Raw genomic sequence first — 20689 nt, 5'->3', positions numbered from 1 at the left:
ACAGGCATCAGCCCGGACAGGTAATCAGTAATGACCGCGCAGGGTGAAGGTGAAGCTGCGCGGCTGCCCGTAGATCATGCCGTCATAGAAGCCGGCCTGGCGCACATAGCCCTTGTTCGTAAGATTGGTGATGTTGCCCGTGAGATCGAGCCATTTCATCAGACGATAACGGGCCATCAGATTGACGAGTGTATATCCGTTGACGTTGAGATTCGAGGAATCGTATTTCCCGTTTCCGAGCGGTCTCCCGGGATTTGTCGCCCATTGTGTCGTGGTCTGGCTCGATACTCCGCCACCGATGACGAGATTCTTCAGACGCCCATGGAAATGATAGGTCGTCGTGAGCCTGACCAGATGACGCGGGTCCTGACGATAGCTCAGTCCCGCTTCGCTGAGATAGCTGTATCCGAAAAGGACGTTCCAGCCCGGCAGGATTTCTCCTGACGCGTCGAAATCCACGCCCTCTGTCTTGACCCCGTTCATCGATCGATAGATCGCCTCTCCTGTCTGGAGGTTCGAGGCACCCGTGGCCTGTGCAACGTTGTCCTGCCGGTTCAGATAGAATGCGAGACTGGTGTTGAGGCGTCCCCCATAGAAGGCGCCCTTGAGTCCCGTCTCGTAGCTCTTGCCCATGACGGGAGAAAGCGGCTGGTTGTTGGCGTCGCGCAGCTGGGATTGCGGCGTATAGACATCCGTATAGCTGCCATAGACCGAAAGATTGCGGGTCAGATCGTACACCGCTCCGGCATAAGGTGTCAGAACGCCGTTCTGACGGCCGTTTCCGCTCTGACCGGAATACACATTTGCCAGGGTATAGCTGCCGCTATAGGCCTCATAGGTACTGACGCGCCCCCCGAGAATGACCGATAATCCCTTGGCGAGGACGAAGCGGCCCGAGGCATAGGCCCCGTAATTGCGGGTGACATCCACCTGACGGGCCCGCGTGCGATGGGTCCTGAAGCCGGGATAATCGCCGTTCCAGCTGCGCCAGTCGGCAATCGGGAGCCCCGTGGCACGATACTGACAGGCATTGAAGGGCACGACCCCGGCGATGCTGCAATTGCCATTGGCATGGCTGAAACTGTAGGTCGTCAATGTGTCGTTGTAGCCGCTGAAGCCGAATACGAGCTGGTGCGTGTGGCCCAGCGCATGGAACGGACCGCCGATCCGGATATCGGCATTGTCACGGGAATCGTGATATTCCGCGTGGAGCGCGTTCAGATAGGCACCCGATCCATCCTCGTTCCAGAAACCGGCATAGCCGCCTGTTTTCCTGGCTGCGTTATTGACCTTCGCGACCCCCAGACTGCTGATCGAGTTGCCTTCCGTGCGCATATACCCGATCTTGAGATGCCATTCCCCACCGAAGCTGTGATCGTAATTGCCGAAGGCGGTGTACTGGTCGCGCATTGTCGTGCTCCAGTTCGCGACCGGGTTGGTGCTGCGCGGGAGTTTGGCCGGCGTGCCATCCGCAAACCAGATCGGCACGTTGGAGCCCCAGGACGCGCCGTCATTGCGGGTGCGTTCGTACTGGAACCCGTAATGCAGGGTATCGCGCCGGGAGAAATCGACGGCGTAATTCGCGAGGGCGCCGAGCCTGTTGACGTGCTCGCGCACGCGGAACGTATCGGTATCGTCCCATGAGAACACATAGCGGCTGCGCACGGAGCCCGAGCGCGTGATGGGAGCGTTGACATCGGCCATGACCCGTCGCTCGTTCCAGTTGCCCAGACGCAGAAGGCCATTGACGGTGAAATCCTTCATGGGCGCCTTGCGCTGGAGATAGATCGTCGCGGATGGGTCGCCCGTTCCTCCGAGCAATCCGTTCGCGCCCCTGACGATCTGTACGTTCTCGTACAGATCGGTATTGATCGAGCTGCCTATGCCGCCGAAACTGGTCGTCGCATTGATGAGCATCCCGTCGATCTTGTAATTGGTGATGTCGAAGCCGCGTGCCCGGTAGGTGGTGCGACCGGCATTGTCATTGGCAAAGGACGTCACTCCGGGTGTCAGCCCCAGCACGTCATCGAGTGTGTTGACCTGCTGGTCGTCCATCAGCTGGCGCGAGATCACCGTGACCGTCTGCGGCGTTTCGCGCAGGCTGAGCGGCAGCCCCGTCGAGCTGCGCGTCTCGGAAAGGGTATAACTTCCCTTCTCCCAGGCACGCGCGCGCACATCGATCGTTTCATGTCTCCGATCGCGCGATTCTTCGTGGTTCCCGGTGCGGTCTCCGACGCGGTCCCCGGTGCTGTTCCGGGGGCTGTTCCGTGTCGTGATGCGTTTGCGTTTCCCGGGCTCATGCCCCCGGGCGGCGGGGGCGTCCTGCGCGGGAGAAGCGCCGGCTCCCTTCGTCATCGTCCCGGCCTGAACCGGAGAGGCCAGTGCGAGGAAACACCATCCCACGATTCCCCCCAGCCCGGGATGCCAGGCAAAGCTCATTCTTGCAGTCACAGATCCGCCTCGAGTTTCTTTTAGTGATAATCATTCTCATCAGCTTCCTAACAGGAGCGTCATGAAATAGAAAGTCACCAACTCGAATTAATCCGTCACATTTTCCGCGATCGTTCCGTCGCGCTACCCGGGGAGGAGGCGCGGGGCGTCGCGCTCGACGATGAAACGCGCCATGTCGCGCGCCGCGCTGTCCGGATCGCGTACGTCGTCCAGACCCTTCATCCGGATATCGGCACGGTCTCGCGTGAACTCGGCAAGGATATAGCCACGCTTGCGGCTGTCGTAGAAATGGATGTCGGGGTTGATCGGAAGGACGGAGCGGATCGCTGCATAGGATGGACCGGGAGAGGTAATGGACGTGCCGAGAAACTCCGTCGCTACGACCGGGCTCGCAGGATCATGCGGGCGCTGCCTGATCTCGCTTGCGAAATGGGCATGATAGTCGCCGCTGAAGATCACCGGGTTCGGTGTTTTCAGGTCGTGCAGAAGATCGGTCAGCCTGTTGCGCGCCGCCTGGAAGCCGTCCCAGCTATCGGTCCAGTAGCGATAATGCCCTGTCGCGCGATCCGGCGCGCGCAGCGATGCCACCATCAGATCCTGCGCGATGATCGACCAGATCTGTCCCTTGCGGGCGAGGTTCCGTGCGAGCCATCGCTCCTGGTTCGCTCCGAGAAACTGTCGCCCGGGATCGAACAGGGCGCTGCACGAATCCGGTTCCATATGTCCCTCGCCCGCATCCGGCCCTTCGGGGCAGGGCTGTTGCGCGCGGTACTGTCTGCCGTCCAGACAGTCGATCGATGCGAGATCCCCGAAATACATTCGGCGATAGATCCGGTACCGACCGTTGGAGAGCCGTGTCCCGGGCCTGACCGGCATGTTTTCATACCAGGCCCGGTAGGCGGCCTGCCGTCGCCTCAGGAAGGCAGTGCGTGTTTCGGTCCGGGCAGAGGAAAAGATGCCGGAGTAATCGTCCAGAACCTCATGATCGTCCCAGATGCTGATCCAGGGCGCTGCTTCATGCGCGCGTTGCAGGGCCGGGTCCGTTTTCTGGATCGCGTAGCGCCAGCGGTAATCCTCAAGCGTATGGGCCAGCGGACCGCCATAGGACCGGACCGTTTCGCCTGCACGTCGGGGCGGGGCATTGTGCTCGTAGATGTAATCGCCGAGGAATGCGATCAGATCGGGCGAGTCCTCCGCAATGCGGTCATAGGCTGCATAGTGACCGAACTCGTAATGCGCACAGGAAGCCACGGCGATACGCAGGCGCGATGTCCGGATCTCGGGAGCCGGGAGCAGAATCGTCCGACCGATGGCGGAGGCGCATCCCGCCGCACTGAAACGGTACCAGTATGGCGCGCCTGTCGGCGGCAGCGCCACCACCGCTCTCACGCAATATCCCTCGCTGCGCCGGGCGGTTACGAGGCCGGTACGGATGGGCGAACGCATGAGCGGATCGCGGGAGACTTCCCAATGCACGTCCACGGTCGCGGGCAGGGCAGGAGAGACGCGGTAACGAAGCGGCAACGTGCCGAGGCGCGTCCAGATAACGACGCTGTTCCCGTCCGGATCGCCGCTCGCGACGCCGAAGGGGAAGCATGTGTCGATCCCGGGATGGGCGAGGCTGGACGCGCGCACCAGCGCCGGTCGGGCGAGGGCGGCAAGACCGCCTGCGGCACCGAGAACGAGAAACGATCGTCTGGCGGGGGTGATCATGGCGCGCGTCCTGCAATGGACCGCGGATCCGGTCCGTCGGGGGGGAAGGGGATCAGCATCGGGACTGCCTCTAGAGATCGGCTCTGAAACGCAAAAGCCAGGTCGCGGGCATCCCGGCGAGTGCTATATTGTCACCGCTGATGAATCGACCGCGCGTGACATCGTAACGCTTGTCGGTGATATTCCGCCCGATGGCCTCGATCTTCCAGTGCCCCTTGCGCGGCGCGAATGCGACATACCCGCCCCAAAGCGTGTAGCCAGCCAGTCGATTGAGCGGGTTCAGGAAATTCAGCGTGGTACGCAGGCTGAAATCCATCCCCGTCATGAGCGCGTAGCGTCCGAGAGGCCAGGAATAATCGGCCGAGCCGTTCGCCGTGAACCGGGGCACCGCAATCTGCTGCCCTGCAGCGTCGGTCACGACACCCTGCCACAGGCCGTTGACCTTGATGGCGCGGGTTACGGTCGTGAACTCGTCATAGGCGCCGGTGACGTAAGCGCCCGACTGACGGATATGCAGTCTCTCGACCGGAGACCACTCGAACTCGTATTCCCCGCCATATTGGTGAGAACGCGGCGCATTGACATAGATGCCGATCGCGCCGCTCAGGGGGCTTACCGTCTGGGACTGAACCTGACGGTCGAAATAGTCGTAATAGAAGAAATCGACGTTCAGTCTCATATCGTAGCGCGGTACGACCAGCTTGTTGCCGATTTCGAAGGCATAGAGCTTTTCCGGGCGGAAAGGCCGGGACATGTCGGCGGCGTTATTCGTATTATAGACCGTGAACCCTCCGGATTTCACGCCCCGGCTGAAGGTGAAATACAGCATGTCCTGATGGAAGGGGGTATATTCCGCACTGAATCTCGCCGAGGGCAGGGTATAGGACAGGGCCCGGTGATCGACCCGGTTCCCCGGATTGGTGATGCGATCGTTCACGATGTAATGGGCGTAGAGCCTGTCGAGCGATCGTCTCTCATGTTCGAGCCGTATACCGCCGATGAGGGCGATACGGGGTGTGAGGTGATAGGTCGCCTGGCCGAAACCGCTATAGGTGTTCACGTATTGCGTATAGCGCACGTCGCCATTCGTCCGGTTCAGGTCGTAGAATCCCGATTGATACCGGTCATTGAGCCATTGATGGGCGTAATAGAAGCCGCCTATCCACTCCAGGCGATCCTTGCGCGACGATGAAAAACGAAGCTCCTCCGAGACGACATTCGCCCGGGTTCTGAAAGAGACATCGGCGATGGCGCGGGAGGAGCCGTCGTAATTGCCGTATTCGTCCCGCTGCATCGAATCGAAGCTCGCAAGATTGACGATGGATACGCCGCCGAGGGTTTTTCGCGCTCTGAGATTGATGCCCCCCGTATCGATATGACTGAAGGGCTTGCTGTCCGGCGCGATTCCGATCTGCCGCGCGAATGAGGACGAAGTCCCCCAGAAGGTCCGGTAGCGGTCGGTCGGCGCCGGTATCGGGTTCGTGCTGCTGAGCGCCGTGATGGGCGACCAGGGACGAACGCCATTGGCTTCGGACCGATCGCGGCTGCCGTGAAGGTTGAGCAGCACGCTCGTCGTTTCATCGGGATGAAAATCGACGAGGAGCCGCGCGCCGCCGCGATCGAGATCGCCAAGCCGCTTGCGACGGACCGGCTCGTACTGCCACGCGCCTCCCTGCTGGGTCTGACCCGACAGGCGCATCGAAAGGCTGCGCGATACGGGGCCGGAGAGATAGCCATCGACCGTTGCAGCGCCGAACCGTCCATCCTGAACGGAAAACCCCGCCTCCCGGGATGTGCCGGGCCGGTTGGTGATATAGTTGATCGCGCCGCCTGTCGTATTGCGCCCGTAAAGCGTTCCCTGCGGCCCTCTGAGAACCTCGACCCGGGCCATGTCGAACATGAGACCGTTCGTGCCGAAGGGCACGGGATTTGCCACTTCGTCGATATAGAGACCGACGGTCGGGCTGTTATTGGACGAATAGCCACTGAAACCGACACCGCGGATCGTATAGGTAAACTGGCCGCCCCCGTAGGAAGGCTGTATCTGCAGGGAAGGCGTCATGTATTGAAGATCGAAGACCGTGTTGACATTGCGGTTCTCCAGCACCTTCCGGCTTATGACACTCACCGAGCCCGCGATTTTCTGCACGTTCTGCGTCTTGCGCTCCGAGGTCACGATAATGGTCTCGATGCGGTCTCCGCTTTTCCCGGCTGTTTTTCCGGATGCCCGCGCGGCGCGGAAGCTGTCAGTGGCAACGAGCGCGCCGAAAATGCAACTCGTGGCAAGACTTCTCCGAAGGGGAAATGAATGACACATCGTACCACCGTCTATTCAGGTAAAGGTGGCATCCGGATACGCGCTATCGGATGAAACATGTCATTATAGAAATAAGAATATTTGCTATCACGATGTTTCATCTAACGAACATTTTGTGAATATGATGAGTCTTTGACGGAGATGCGCGCGCTCTCACGGCACACGTCACAAATACGGCATTTTGGGGGGCGTAAACACCGATACAGAAACGGCAGGAGAGGGACGCGCTCCCCGTCTTTTTCCGGGCCTGCTCCGGTTCCGGGGTCTTCGCGTCGCTGCGACGGGGGATCGCACGGGATCGGCGTCGCAAGCCGGTCTCTTCGCCCGGTCGGTCAGGCGGGTCTATATGTCATTCGAGACGAGGAATGCCGATACCCCAGGGCACATCGCTTTGGCCCCTTTCGGTCCGGGCTGCCCCCTGCACCCGGGCCGAAACCTGCCGGGAAGGGGGGCGATCGGAGACCGGCCCGGAGAGTACGGGGCAGGACCAAACGCATGATCATGAACATCGCGGGACAAACCCGCGCACATCCGGACATGGCGCCCGAAGCCATGTCCGGCCCGGGTCAGGACTGCGTGTCGATCAGGCCTTGCGCGCGATCTGCGAAAGATCGCGTACTGCGCCATTGGCCGCACTCGTGGTGAGAAGGCCGTAAGCCCGCAAGGCGGGCGAAACGACGCGTTCGCGGTCCGGGAGCCAAGCCCGTTCGCCGCGCGCCTCCATGCGGGCGCGCCGCTCCGCCAGGGTGGCATCATCGACGAGCGCGCGCAGCACGCGGTTCGGTATGTCGATCTCGATCCGGTCGCCATCCTCGATGAGACCGATGAGACCACCCTCGGCAGCCTCGGGGGAGATATGCCCGATCGAGAGGCCGGAACTCCCCCCCGAGAAGCGACCATCGGTGATCAGTGCGCAGGTCTCGGCGAGATTCTTCGATTTGAGATAGCTGGTCGGATACAGCATTTCCTGCATACCCGGCCCGCCCTTCGGCCCTTCGTACCGGATCACCACGACATCGCCATCCGTGATCTTGTTGCCGAGAATTCCGGCGACGGCATCTTCCTGGCTTTCGAAGACGCGCGCGCGGCCCGTGAAGGTCAGAAGCGCGTCGACCACCCCCGCCGTTTTCACGATCGCACCCGCCTCGGCCAGATTGCCGTAAAGGACGGCAAGCCCTCCATCCTGCGAGAAAGCGTGGCTTCTCCTGCGCAGAACGCCGGTCTCGCGATCGGTGTCGAGACTGAGATAGCGGCTGGACTGGGAAAAGGCCTCGGTCGTGCGGACGCCGCCCGGCGCTGCGAGGAACCGGGTTCTCGCTTCCTCATCCCCTTCGAGAATGTCCCATTTCGCCAGTCCCGCTCCCATCGTCGGAGCGTGGACGGTCGGGACATCCAGATCGATGAGGTCGCATCGGGCGAGCTCGGCCAGGATGGCGGGAATTCCGCCGGCACGATGGACGTCCTCCATGTGCACATCCGCCTTGGCAGGAGCGACCTTGCACAGATTGGGCACCTTGCGCGAAAGCCGGTCGATATCGGCCATGTGGAAATCGACCCCTGCCTCGCGCGCGGCTGCCAGAAGATGGAGTACCGTATTGGTCGATCCGCCCATGGCGATATCGAGCGTCATCGCATTTTCGAAGGCGGCCTTGGTGGCGATGCTGCGGGGCAGGGCCGAGACGTCGTCGTTCTCGTACCAGCGTCGGGCGAGCGACACCACGAGGCGCCCGGCCTCGAGGAACAGGGCGCGGCGATCGGCATGGGTCGCGAGAAGGCTTCCGTTGCCCGGGAGCGAGAGACCGAGGGCCTCGGTCAGACAGTTCATCGAGTTGGCCGTGAACATGCCCGAGCAGGATCCGCAGGTCGGACAGGCGGAGCGTTCGATCGCCTCGGACTCGGAATCCGTCACTTTCGGATTTGCCGCAGCGACCATGGAATCGACGAGATCGAGCTTGCGGTTGATGCCCGGTCCATCGAGTTTCCCGGCCTCCATCGGCCCACCCGAGACGAAAACGACAGGAATATTGAGGCGGAGCGCCGCCATCAGCATCCCTGGGGTGATCTTGTCGCAATTGCTGATGCAGACGAGCGCGTCGGCACAATGCGCGTTCACCATATACTCGATCGAGTCCGCGATCAGCTCACGGGAGGGAAGGCTGTAGAGCATTCCTCCATGCCCCATGGCGATTCCGTCATCCACCGCGATCGTGTTGAACTCGCGCGCGATCCCGCCTGCCTCGGCGATCGCCCCTCCGACCAGCGCCCCCATATCCTTGAGATGCACATGGCCCGGCACGAACTGGGTGAAGGAATTGGCAACCGCGATGATGGGTTTGCCGAAATCCCTGTCCGTCATGCCGGTCGCGCGCCAGAGCGCGCGTGCGCCGGCCATGTTGCGGCCATGGGTCGTGGTGCGGGAGCGATAGGCGGGCATAGATCGGATCCGGTCGTTCTGGGCTTGGCAGGGCCATGGGCACCGAGGCTGGGTGAAGGCGGTAGCGCGCACGATATGCAATGGAAAAACGGCAGCGCGGGTATTTTTATTGCCGGGACTGAAATAACGTGGCCGCCCGCTTGCCGCAAGGGGAAGACTGGCGGATCATCCGGGCGATTTCGCAAGACCCGTCATCGTCGCAACATAAAGGATCGCCGCGCGTGCATTTGTCCCCACGTATCAAATCCGTCCTCATGATGTCGTCCTGTCTGTTCGGTCTGTCCGTCGCCCATGCCCAGTCGGTCACGCCCGACATGGTGCAGGGCGGTTCGGACATCCCGGCGGAGGTCAGGAAGGCGGAGGCGGGGCGGGACTACGTCAAGCACGAGGTGATGATCCCCATGCGTGACGGAGTCAGGCTCCATACGGTCATCGTCATTCCGCGGAGCGCGAAACCGCATGAGGCGCCGATCCTTCTCACTCGTACGCCGTATCACGCATCCGAGCGCGCGAACCGCGTGCCCGATGCGTATCGCATGAGGAATCTTCTTCCCCAGGGCGACGGCGTATTCGTCGATGCGGGCTATATCAGGGTCTTCCAGGATGTCCGCGGCAAGTTCGGATCCGAGGGCGACTACGTGATGACACGACCGCCGATCGGCCCGCTCAACACAAGCAAGACGGACGATACGACCGACGCCTTCGACACGATCGACTGGCTGGTCAAGAACGTCAGGGAGAGCAACGGGCGCGTCGGCATGACCGGATCGTCCTATGAGGGGTGGACCGTCGTCATGGCGCTTCTCCACCCGCATCCCGCTCTCAAGGTGGCCGCACCGGAAAGCCCGATGGTCGATGGCTGGATGGGAGATGACTGGTTCCACTACGGCGCCTTCCGTCAGGGGAGCTTCGACTATTTCACGATGGAGATGAGCGCCCGTGGCGAGGGAGACGCGATCCCCCGTCATAACGCGGACGATTACACCAATTTTCTCGAAGCCGGCTCGGCCGGTGCGTTCGCCACCGCAGCGGGGCTCGACCAGTTTCCATGGTGGCAACGTCTGAAGGCCCATCCGGCCTATGATGCGTTCTGGCAGGATCAGGCGCTGGACCGGCTGCTTGCGAAACATCCCCTCTCCGTCCCGACGATCTGGGAGCAGGGATTATGGGACCAGGAGGATATGTGGGGTGCCATCCACAGCTGGATGGCCCTGCGGAAGGATCATCCGAAGGTGCCCAATATCCTCGTCATGGGACCCTGGCGTCACAGCGGGGTCAATTACGACGGCTCGACCCTCGGGCCGCTCCATTTCGACGGGGATACGGCGCTCTGGTATCGCAAGACGATCATGCGTCCCTTCTTCGACCAGTATCTCAAGCCGGGAAGCCCGAAGGTCAATCTCGAGGACGCGATCATCTACAATACGGGTGAGAACCACTGGGACAGGCTGAGGGGATGGCTTGCCGATTGTCAGGAGACCTGTCTCGGGACGGGCGAGCGTCTGTATCTGCAGGACGATCGCGGACTGGCATTCGCGCGGGCCAAACCCGGTGTCGACAGCTTCGTGTCCGACCCTGCGCATCCCGTGCCCTTCGTGACGCGACCCTATAATTTCGACGACAGCAAGCGCTGGAAGCCCTGGCTCGTCAGCGATCAGCGTTTTGCCGAGGCCCGTCCGGATGTGCTGACCTATGAGACAGCGCCTCTCGATCATCCCGTGCGGGTTTCCGGGGTTCCTTCCGCGAGCCTCTTTGCCGCCACTTCGGGCACGGATGCCGACTGGGTCGTCAAGATCATCGACGTCTATCCCGGGATCACGGCCGATCGTCCGGAAATGGGCGGCTACGAACTCCCGATTTCGATGGATATCTTCCGGGGACGATACCGCCACAGCTTCGAGCGCCCCGAGGCCATTCCGGCAAACAAGGTCGAGGAATACCGTTTCGTCCTGCCTGCCGTGAACCACGTCTTCCTGCCCGGGCACCGGATCATGGTGCAGATCCAGTCCTCGTGGTTCCCCCTTTACGATCGCAACCCTCAAACCTATGTCTCGAACATCTTCGATGCGAAGCCCGCCGATTACCGGATCGCCACGCAGTCGGTTCACCGTGGCGGCGCCCAGGCGAGCAGCATCTATCTTCCTGTCGTGACCCAATGAGGCCAATATGAGTGAGGCCAGTATGAGTGAAGCGCAGTTCGACAAAGCCCTTCTGGGAGGCGGCTGTTTCTGGTGCACCGAGGCCATTTTCTCGGGGCTTCGCGGTGTCCTGTCCGTCAGGCCCGGCTATGCAGGCGGACGGTGGGAAAACCCGAGCTACGAACAGGTATGCACGGGTGCGACAGGCCATGCCGAAGTCGTCGAGATCGTCTTCGATCCCGGTCAGATCAGCTATGAGGATCTGCTCAGGATCTTCTACACCACGCATGACCCGACGCAGCGAAACCGTCAGGGAAACGATATCGGTACCCAGTATCGTTCGGTGATTTTCGCGCTGGACGAGGGACAGGGGAAATCGGCGCAGGCGGTGACGCAGGAGATCGAACGATCCGGTATCTGGCCCGACCCGCTGGTCACGGAGATAGCCGGTCCAGCGCCTTTCTGGGAGGCGGAGGAGAAGCATCACGACTACTTCGCCCGCAACCCCGAAACGGCCTATTGCAGCGCGGTCGTCGCGCCGAAGGTCGCCAAGGCGCGCAAGATGTACCGGGACAGGCTGAAAGCCTGATCCCCCCGGGGCTCAGTATCCGGCGTTTTCCCGGTCGAGCATGAACTGGTCGGCTTCCTCGTCGAAGTCGAACAGCTCTGTATAGCGCGCCCAGTTGATCGCGGTCATGAGTGTCTGTTCGGCATAATCGGGTGACATCGACTCCTCGAGTTCATGCCTGAACCGGCCCGCGCCCGTCCTGTGTCCCGAGCGCTCGTCAAGCACGGCGCGGATGGACCGGATGAGCGGGATATGATGCAGAAGCGCCGTTCGCATGATCTCGCGCCGCTCGTCCTGATCCGCGAGAACGAACCGCGTGCCGGTTTCCGTCATGAGGATATCGCCGTCTTCCAGTTCGGCGAGTCCCAGAAGCTGCAACGACTCTCCGAGCGGAAACAGATCGTCGAGCGCCATCTGTAGCCGCTCCGTCAGAAGAGGCAGATCCGCGCGTCCCAGCAAGGGCGCCGCGGCGATGGTCTCGAGCAATCCGACAAGGACATTGATCGGGATCGGGGGCAGGACGAGCGCCATCGGATTCGGCGGCGGCGCACTCGCAGGACCATCGAGACTCGCTTCGGAGACGAGCGGCGCGCGTCGTGTCATGAGGGTGTAGATATGATCGACGAAACGTCGGAATTCGGCATCGTCGCGGTTGCGCGGATGCGGGAAGGGGACGGTCAGCTCGTGGGAAACCCGTCCGGGATTCGAGGAGAAGAGCAGGATCCTGTCGCACATCAGAACGGCCTCCTCGACATTATGGGTGACCATCATCATCGCCCGGGTCGGGAGGCGGTTTTCGTACCATAATTCGATCAGATCGGTTCGCAGGTTTTCGGCAGTCAGCACGTCCAGTGACGAGAACGGCTCGTCCATCAGCAGGAGATCGGGCTGCATGACGAGCGCGCGCGCAAGGCCGACGCGCTGCTGCATCGAATCGGAGAGTTCTTTCGGCAGGGCATTCTCATAGCCGCTCAGCCCGATCAGATCGATCATCTCATCGGCGCGTTTCTCGCATTCGATCCTGGCCAACCGCTTCGCCTCGAGGCCCAGCATGATGTTCTGGGCGACCGTCAGCCAGGGGAACAGGGCGAAGGACTGGAAGACCATCGCAATATCCGGCGTCGGGCCGGTCAGGGCACGTCCCTTCCAGAGAACCTCCCCGGCGCTCGGTTTCACGAGGCCGGAGGCAATCCGCAGAAGCGTGCTCTTGCCCGATCCGGAGCGTCCGACCAGCCCCACGATTTCACCTGTATGAAGATCGAAGCTGACGTCTTCCAGAACGGGAAGATCGGTGCTGCTCTGCTTCTGATAGACCTGAAGGCAATGACGGATCGAGAGCAGGCTTTCCTGCATGACAGGCTCCATGATCATGACGATGAGGCGCTCATACGGCGACGTATCTGAAGGCGCACCGGATGCCAGACGAGAATTTCGCCGAGCGCGATGCACAGGGTGAGCACCGCCGCGCCGAGCACGACGCGCGGCAGATCCCCTGTAGCGATCGCCCGGGCCACGAAGGCGCCGATACCGCCGCCATCGTGACTCTGAAGGCGCCACGCATTGCGTTCGGCAAGGATCAGGATCGACCACCCGGCGAAGGAGGCGGCGCTGACACCTTCGAGCAAGGCGGGTGCAAGCCCGGGGAGGAGAACGCGACGCCACCAGAGCCAGCCGCGAAGCTGGAGGTTCTGTGCGGCCCGGAGCAGATCGGGCGGGAAACTGCGCATGCCCCGCAGAACCTGCGCGAGGAACACGAACTGGACGTGAAAGAGCACGAGCAGAAGCGGCCAGACCGTGTTGCCAAGGCCGATGGCGATGGCGAGCAGGACCAGAAGCGGAAAGAGAACGTTTTTCGGATAAAGCACGCAGAACCGCGCAACGGAGCGAATGCTCCCGCTCCGGCTCGGCGGCAGGCTCAGCCAGACGCCGACGGGAACCCAGACCAGAAGGGCCACGCAGAGCGCGAGGGTGACGCGCAGGGCGGAAAGCAGGCTTGCAAGCGTGACGCGTTCCAGATCGCGCAGATCGAGCGCGTGATGCCGATAGAAAAACCCGAGCGCGATCAGAAGAAGGAAAAGGAGCGACGAGAGCCCGATAAGGGGCGAGGCGCGCGTTTCCGCGCGGGTCGCGCGCGCGCCCGTGCCACCCAGACGCAGCGTTCCCACCCAGCCCAGGCCCTGTCGGAAGCGTTCCGCACCGCGTTTGAGAAAGCGGGTACGACGCCACAGACGCAGGGGAAGCGGGTCCGTGTTGTCGTCGAAAACGGGCGAGATGCGATAGCGATCGGCCCAGATCTGGGAGGGAAAGACGAGGCAGAGATCGTACGCCGCGACGAGAAGGGCCAGCAGCCCGGCCGAGAGAAAGCTCTGTTTCACGGAGCCGAGGGCTGCGGCCTGCATCGCATGGGTTCCAAGGCCGGGACGGGTCGGGAGCACGCCATCGACAGGGAGCATTTCCGCCCCGATCAGCACACACCAGGCGAGCGGCATCGCTCGGGCAAGTGCCGTCACGCAGTAAGGAATGGCGAAAGGAGCCTCCAGACGCCACAGGCGCTGCCAGCTGGTCAGACCGAGCGCCCGGGTCGCATCGTCGAAGGCGCGCGGGATACGGCTCCACGAGTCCAGCGCCGCACTGGCCACGGGCGCAGCGAAGCACAGCGCGGCGACGCCGATCAGCGCGACTTCGGTGCCGAGGAGATGCAGAAACGGAAGAAGACACAGCAGGGGCATCATGTGCAGCCCGCCGAGACAGACGCGGATCGGCCCTTCCAGTGCGGAAACCCTGCCGGCGAGCAGCGCGAGAACGCCGCCCATCGCGCTTCCCGTTCCGGTTGCCAGGGCCATGCGCAAGGTTGTGTGCCCGAGATCCCCGCCCAGAACCGCGAGCCCGCCCAGCGCGCGGAAATGCGGCGCCTTGATCGCGCCGTGGGGCAGGGCGATCTGTGCAGGCAGGAAGCGCGAAAACGCGGCGAGCGCAGCGACCACGACGAGAATGCCGATCAGCGATGCTGTCAGGCCGGCCTTGCGGTCAAGGCTTCGTGTGCCGCGTCTCGCCCGGAATGGCGACATGATCTCCCTACCTCGTTACCATGCTTCGGCCCGACCGGTCCGGGGGCGGCCCAGTGCCGGTCCCGTGACGTCCAGCCGTTTTCAATGTCAGTTCCGGCTCCGATATCCCGGACCGGCCTCTATCGGTCCCGGCCGGTCTTTTCGCCCGGATGCCGGATGAAGGCGTCTTGTCCGGCAGGGACTGGCGTTCAGCCGGGGCGGCACAGGCCGGTGCTTCCGAACCCGCCCGTACCGCGTGAGGTCTCATCCAGTTCAGAAACCTCGACCCATGTCAAACGCGTGACGGGTGCGAGCACGGCCTGGGCGATCCGCATGCCGCGGGTGATCGTGAAGGACTCCGTACCGGCATTGAGAACGATGACGCCGATTTCTCCCCGATAATCCTCATCGATCGTACCCGGCGTGTTCGGCAGGGTAATACCGTGTTTCAGGGCGAGACCGGAGCGCGGGCGGATCTGAAGCTCGTATCCCGAGGGAAGGCCGACACGCAGGCCGGTCGGGACGAGGATGCGGGATCCCGGGGCAACGATGCGGGGTTCGTCGATGGCCGCGAGCAGATCCATCCCGGCGGCACCGCTGCTTGCATAATGCGGGAGGTCGAGCCCTTCGGCATGGGGCAGTCTGACAATCTCGACGGGGAGGGGAGACATGATGGTGTTACCTCGTTTCGGCCGTACCGGCCGGGGACTGATCGCCTGGGGAGGCGGGTGCAGGGTCGATGGCAGGGTCGGTGGCAGGATCGGTTTCAGGATCGGCAGCGGTGGGGGAGGCGGAGTGCCGTGTCCGGGCGATGTGACCGGAGAAAAAGGCGGCGATACGATCGGCGAGAGCCCTGCCGATCGTCGCTTTGGGAAGCTCCGGCCAGAGGGTGGTCTCGGTCGCGGTCAGAAAGAGAATCGTGTTCCGGTCTCCACCGAAAACCGAGCTGCCTGCGCCCACATCGTTCGCAAGAAGCCAGTCGCATCCCTTGCGTTGCCGTTTTTCCCGGGCATGGCTCTCGAGCGCCTCTGTCTCTGCGGCGAAACCGACGACCAGCGCGGGCCGATCGGGGCCGGGCCGTGAGAGGCTCGCGAGAATATCCGGGTTTTCGACGAGTGTCAGGGTGAGAGAAGACGCAGGCTGCGCCGCCGTTCCTGTCCGGGGTTTCTCGTGGGGCTTCTTGCGTTTCTGCAATGCGGGTTCCGCGACCCGCCAATCGCCCACGGCTGCAGTGCAGATCGCCGCATCCACGGGGAGGGCCGCCTTGCAGGCGGCATCCATATCGCAGGCCGTGGTCACGTCGATACGTCTGACGCCTTCCGGGCAGGGCAGATTCGTCGGTCCGCTCACGAGCGTCACCTCGGCGCCGAGTGCGGCACAGGCCGCCGCTATGGCATAACCCTGCCGCCCGGAAGAGCGGTTGGCGATGAACCGGACGGGATCGATCGGTTCCTGGGTCGGACCGGCCGTAACGAGAACGCTGCGCCCGGAGAGAGGCTGCCTGGCAGGAACCCGCTCCGCAGGCGCCTGTCCTGCAAGCGCCTGTCCTGCACGAGCCTGCCCCGCATGTATCTGGCTTGCAGAAGCCTGACCCGAACGGGCAAAGCTGCGCGGCAGACGGGCCTCGATCGCATCGACGATGGCATCGGGGGTGCTCAGCCGCCCTGGGCCGAACTCGCCGCAGGCCATCTCGCCTTCATCCGGACCCACGAAATGGCAACCCTGTGCGCGAAGCAGGGAAAGATTTCGCTGCGTGGCCGGATTCTCCCACATCCGGACATTCATGGCCGGGGCGGCGAGAACCGGCTTGTCCGTGGCGAGAAGCAGCGTGGTTGCGAGATCGTCCGCAAGGCCATGGGCCATTCTGGCAAGGAGATTGGCCGAGGCAGGACACAGAACGAGCAGATCGGCACTTCGCGAGAGCGCAATGTGATCCATGCTGCTGTCTTCGGCGAGGGAGAGAAGATCGCGATGGACGGCTTCACCCGACAGGGCCTGAACGGAGAGCGGGGTCACGAAATGGCTCGCCGCCTCGGTCATGACGCAGGTCACGTCAATGCCTCGCCTGCGGAGGATCCTGATGACATCCAGCGTTCGATAGGCGGCGATGCCGCCCCCGATGATCAGGATGACGCGGGCTGCCATCGAAGGACTCAGAGCCTCCAGCCGGAGTGAATGGCGGCGATGCCCCCCGACAGGTTCTGATAGCCGACCTTCTCGAGCCCAGCCTTGCGCATCATCTCCGCCAGGACGTCCTGCTCGGGGAAGGTGCGGATGCTCTCGGCGAGATAGCGATAGCTCTCCGAATCCTTTGCGATGATCTGGCCCATTTTCGGCAGGACGCCGAAGGACCATGCGTCATAGATCGGCGCGAGCGCCGCAACCTGGACGTGGGAGAATTCGAGGCAGCAGAATCGCCCGCCCGGACGCAGGACGCGGCGCGCCTCGCGCAGGACCGCATCCTTGTCCGTGCAGTTCCTGAGACCGAAGGCGATCGACACCCGGTCGACGCTGCGATCGGGCAGGGGAATCGCCTCGGCATCCACGACCGAGAACTCGATATCGCGCAGATAGCCCTTGCTCGCGGCCCGGGAGCGACCGACCTCGAGCATCGAGGCATTGATATCGGTCAGCAGGGCCGGGCCGCCGCCGCCGCGCAGCCAGCCGAAGCTGATATCGCCCGTGCCCCCCGCCAGATCGAGCAGCTTGAGATCGCCGCGCGGTGCGAGGGTCGAGATGAAGATCCTCTTCCATACACGGTGAATGCCGAGCGACATCATGTCGTTCATCACGTCGTAGCGTCCGGCGACGCTGTCGAACACGGCGCGCACGAGCGGTTTCTTCTCGGCTCTCGGGACGGAGCGATATCCGAAATCGGTTGTCTCCTCCCTCTCGCCGCTGGCTGAGTCGGGATGGGGAAATGATGCGTTGTCGGTCATGCTCTTCTGGATATAGTGTCAGCTCCCAAGATGCCAGAGCTACCAGAAGTCGAAACCATCCTCCTCGGTTTGCGGGCTGCCCTGCGGGACCGGCGCATCATCAGCAGCGAGACGCGGGCCGATCTCCGCTGGCCAGTGCCGGACGATCTCTCCATCCGTGCCGATGGCAAGCGGGTCAGGGAGGTCACGCGGCTCGGCAAATACCTGCTGGTCGGCCTCGTTCGCGGGCCGACCCTTCTCATCCATCTCGGCATGAGCGGCCGCATCCGCATCACGCCGGGAGCCGAGGCGCGGGCGGGCTATACCCCGCTGCGTCACGAGCACGTCACCCTGACCTTCGACGATTCCTCGCGGGTCGGCCTCGTCGATCCGAGACGGTTCGGCTGTTTTCTTCTTCTCGACGGCGGCAGGGAGCTTGCACATCCGCTTCTGAGAGATCTCGGGACCGATCCGCTCGAGAGCGGGTTCGATGCGGCGCATCTCGTCGCGCAGCTGCGGGGGAAGCGCGGTCCGATCAAGATAACCCTTCTCGATCAGCGCGTCGTGGCGGGGCTCGGCAATATCTATGTGTCCGAGATTCTCTATCGGGCGCGGATCCATCCGGAACGTGTCTCCGCCTCCCTGACGGTCGAGGAAGTGACGCGTCTTGCCGAAATCATTCCGGCCGTGCTCAGGGAGGCCATCGAGGCGGGAGGATCGACCCTGCGGGATTATGTGGATGCCCAGGGCAGGCCGGGCGCGTTCCAGCATCTCCACAAGGTCTATGCGCGCGAGGGGCAACCCTGCCCGGAATGTCCCGGCTATCCGGCCTGCGGTGGCATACGGCGTATCGTCCAGGCGGGGCGGTCCGGTTTTTTCTGTCCGCGTCTCCAGCCGCCACTTTCTCTGCTGGACGCTTGACTGGCGCAGGCGAACTGGACTAAAGGCGAGCCCTCCGCTGGCTCTGCGTCTCCTTCGAGAGGACTGGCTGGCACGCTTTATCGTTGTCGCAGGGCAACCTAACAAGCCGAACAGAACAGGGCTGAAGAGTAGAAATGGCTAACACCGCCTCCGCGCGCAAGCGCATCCGTCAGAACGAGCGTCGTCGCGAGCGCAACGTGTCCCGCATGTCCCGCGTCCGTACTTTCGTGAAGAAGGTCGAGACCGCTATCCTTTCCGGTGACAAGCAGGCTGCGAACGAAGCGTTCCGCGCAGCCCAGCCCGAGATGCAGCGCGCTGTCGGCAAGGGCGTTCTCGCCGCCAACACCGTGAGCCGCAAGCTTTCGCGTCTTTCCGCGCGTATCAAGGCTCTGGCTTCGGCCTGATCGCCCTCCCGCATCTCCGTCTCCGGGCGGGGATGCGCGGTCGAGAAAAGTGGGAAAAGAACGGGTGTGGCCTTCCGGTCGTATCCGTTCTTTTTTTTCGCCCGGTTCCGGACCTCGCCTGTCCGGGGCCGGATAGCGGGACCCGGGCGTCGTACAGGCCGTGTCCGGCGATGAATGCCGGGGACGGACCTCCGGTCGGGCTTGCCTCGATCGGTGCGGTTGCCGTATCCTGCCCGCCCTTTCCGAAGTCCTGGCCCTGTGGCGTTTTCCGCATCGCGGCGGCTTCTCGTGTTTTCAGTTGCAATTTGGGGGAGTGATGGCAGACGAGGGGTCGCATGCGGATCTTCCTGCAGTGACGGAAACGGTGTCCTGCATGTCCGGAACCGAGCCGATGCTTGCCTCCCAGTGGGTCAAGGTCCGCGAGCGGCTGCGCGTCGAGGTCGGCGATGTGGAATACCGGACCTGGCTGCAACAGATCGTTCTGGGGCCGCTCGAGGAAGACGAGATCACGCTCTATCTTCCGACGCGTTTCCTCCGCGACTGGGTGCGCGGGCAGTATGGCGACCGGCTCCAGGAGCTCTGGCGCAACGAGAACCGTGCCGTCCATCATGTCGAGCTGCAGGTCCAGAGGGCCGGAGACGCGCTCGCGACGCCGGTCCCCGTGGAAACGCCCGCTGCTGACGAGGAGGTGGCGCCGCCACCGGCGCAGGTCGCCGTCCAGCCCGATGCACGGCACGATCTTGCCGCGCCGCTCGACCCGCGTTTCACATTCGACAGTTTCGTGGTCGGCAAGCCGAACGAGTTTGCCTATGCCTGCGCCCGGCGCGTGGCCGAGAAGCCGTCCAGCCCGGGTTTCAATCCGCTGTTTCTCTATGGCGGGGTCGGGTTGGGCAAGACGCATCTCATGCATGCGATCGGCTCCGAGCTGACCAGCGGCGGACGGGTCTCGGTGGCCTATATGTCCGCCGAGAAATTCATGTACCGGTTCATTGCCGCCATCCGCTCGCAATCGACCATGGAGTTCAAGGAGCAGCTCCGCTCCGTCGATGTGCTGATGATCGACGATCTCCAGTTCCTGATCGGCAAGGACAACACGCAGGAAGAGTTCTTCCACACCTTCAACGCGCTCGTGGATGCGGGCCGCCAGATCGTCGTCAGCGCGGACAAGTCCCCTTCGGATCTCTCCGGGCTGGAGGATCGTCTGCGCACGCGTCTGGGCTGCGGTATGGTGGCCGATATCCATGCCACGACATTCGAGCTGCGTATCTCGATCCTGGAGGCGAAAGCACAGGCTTCGGGCGTTTCCGTTCCGGGGAAGGTGCTCGAATTCCTCGCGCACAAGATCACCTCCAATGTCCGCGAACTCGAGGGCGCGCTCAATCGTCTCATCGCCCATGCCAATCTTTTCGGCAGGCCGGTCACGCTCGAAAGCACGCAGGATGTCCTGCACGATATCCTCAAGGCGCATGACAGGCGGGTCACGATCGAGGAGATCCAGCGCAAGGTTTCGGAGCACTGGAACATCCGGCTCACCGACATGTCCTCGGCGCGTCGCGCGCGCGCGGTGGCCCGTCCCCGTCAGGTGGCGATGTATCTTGCCAAGCAGCTCACGAGCCGCTCCCTGCCGGAAATCGGCCGCAAGTTCGGCAATCGCGATCATACCACGGTCATGCATGCCGTATCCCGTGTCCAGGAGCTCATGGAGCGCGACGCCGCATTCGCGGAAGACGTCGAGCTGCTCCGTCGCATGTTGGAGGGCTGACCCCTTGCGGGGAGGA

At 62.9% G+C, this 20689-nt stretch carries 14 protein-coding genes; 5 read left to right on the top strand and 9 right to left on the bottom strand.

Annotated elements, in window-relative coordinates; all coding sequences use genetic code 11:
• Positions 1-24 precede the first annotated feature (24 nt).
• The 4 genes from SSA02_RS06095 to ilvD form a co-directional block, all read right to left on the bottom strand.
• Positions 25-2439, bottom strand: a complete 2415-nt coding sequence (locus SSA02_RS06095) for a TonB-dependent siderophore receptor (protein ID WP_246103666.1) — start codon at positions 2437-2439, stop codon at positions 25-27.
• 135 nt (positions 2440-2574) lie between these two features.
• The gene (locus SSA02_RS06090) at positions 2575-4164 is read right to left on the bottom strand and encodes an alkaline phosphatase D family protein (RefSeq protein WP_147093132.1); all 1590 of its coding nucleotides are present in this window, start codon (positions 4162-4164) and stop codon (positions 2575-2577) included.
• A gap of 70 nt (positions 4165-4234) precedes the next feature.
• Positions 4235-6481, bottom strand: coding sequence for a TonB-dependent receptor (locus tag SSA02_RS06085; protein WP_147093130.1), 2247 nt, complete (start codon positions 6479-6481; stop codon positions 4235-4237).
• A gap of 583 nt (positions 6482-7064) precedes the next feature.
• Positions 7065-8915, bottom strand: coding sequence for a dihydroxy-acid dehydratase (gene ilvD / locus SSA02_RS06080; RefSeq protein ID WP_147093128.1), 1851 nt, complete (start codon positions 8913-8915; stop codon positions 7065-7067).
• 254 nt (positions 8916-9169) lie between these two features.
• Between ilvD and SSA02_RS06075 the strand changes: the two genes are divergently transcribed.
• A complete protein-coding gene (locus tag SSA02_RS06075) occupies positions 9170-11074 on the top strand; it encodes a CocE/NonD family hydrolase (RefSeq protein ID WP_147093394.1) in 1905 nt (634 codons plus the stop codon).
• A gap of 7 nt (positions 11075-11081) precedes the next feature.
• The gene (gene msrA / locus SSA02_RS06070; RefSeq protein ID WP_246103665.1) at positions 11082-11642 is read left to right on the top strand and encodes a peptide-methionine (S)-S-oxide reductase MsrA; all 561 of its coding nucleotides are present in this window, start codon (positions 11082-11084) and stop codon (positions 11640-11642) included.
• Between the two features lie 12 nt (positions 11643-11654).
• On the opposite strand, the gene SSA02_RS06065 is transcribed toward msrA, so the two are convergent.
• The 5 genes from SSA02_RS06065 to SSA02_RS06045 form a co-directional block, all read right to left on the bottom strand.
• Positions 11655-12992 (bottom strand): ABC transporter ATP-binding protein, encoded by a 1338-nt coding sequence (locus SSA02_RS06065; protein WP_246103664.1) that lies wholly within the window; start codon positions 12990-12992, stop codon positions 11655-11657.
• A complete protein-coding gene (locus SSA02_RS06060; protein WP_147093126.1) occupies positions 12989-14689 on the bottom strand; it encodes an ABC transporter permease subunit in 1701 nt (566 codons plus the stop codon). The genes SSA02_RS06065 and SSA02_RS06060 overlap by 4 nt, the downstream gene beginning before the upstream one ends.
• Before the next feature lie 188 nt (positions 14690-14877).
• On the bottom strand, positions 14878-15339 hold the full coding sequence (gene dut, locus SSA02_RS06055; RefSeq protein WP_147093125.1) for a dUTP diphosphatase: 462 nt from the start codon (positions 15337-15339) through the stop codon (positions 14878-14880).
• Positions 15340-15346: 7 nt separating this feature from the next.
• On the bottom strand, positions 15347-16813 hold the full coding sequence (locus tag SSA02_RS06050; protein WP_147093123.1) for a bifunctional phosphopantothenoylcysteine decarboxylase/phosphopantothenate synthase: 1467 nt from the start codon (positions 16811-16813) through the stop codon (positions 15347-15349).
• Positions 16814-16821: 8 nt separating this feature from the next.
• Positions 16822-17607, bottom strand: a complete 786-nt coding sequence (locus SSA02_RS06045; RefSeq protein WP_147093121.1) for a class I SAM-dependent methyltransferase — start codon at positions 17605-17607, stop codon at positions 16822-16824.
• Between the two features lie 30 nt (positions 17608-17637).
• Between SSA02_RS06045 and mutM the strand changes: the two genes are divergently transcribed.
• The 3 genes from mutM (at position 17638) to dnaA (ending at position 20673) form a co-directional block, all read left to right on the top strand.
• Positions 17638-18507 (top strand): bifunctional DNA-formamidopyrimidine glycosylase/DNA-(apurinic or apyrimidinic site) lyase, encoded by an 870-nt coding sequence (gene mutM, locus SSA02_RS06040; protein WP_147093119.1) that lies wholly within the window; start codon positions 17638-17640, stop codon positions 18505-18507.
• Between the two features lie 134 nt (positions 18508-18641).
• Positions 18642-18911, top strand: a complete 270-nt coding sequence (rpsT, locus tag SSA02_RS06035; RefSeq protein WP_147093117.1) for a 30S ribosomal protein S20 — start codon at positions 18642-18644, stop codon at positions 18909-18911.
• Between the two features lie 373 nt (positions 18912-19284).
• Positions 19285-20673 (top strand): chromosomal replication initiator protein DnaA, encoded by a 1389-nt coding sequence (gene dnaA / locus SSA02_RS06030; RefSeq protein ID WP_147093115.1) that lies wholly within the window; start codon positions 19285-19287, stop codon positions 20671-20673.
• Positions 20674-20689 lie beyond the last annotated feature (16 nt).

Origin of the sequence: Swaminathania salitolerans, from assembly GCF_007988945.1 — a bacterium.
Classification (GTDB): Bacteria; Pseudomonadota; Alphaproteobacteria; order Acetobacterales; family Acetobacteraceae; genus Swaminathania; species Swaminathania salitolerans.
This window is presented reverse-complemented; position numbering and strand designations above follow the sequence as displayed.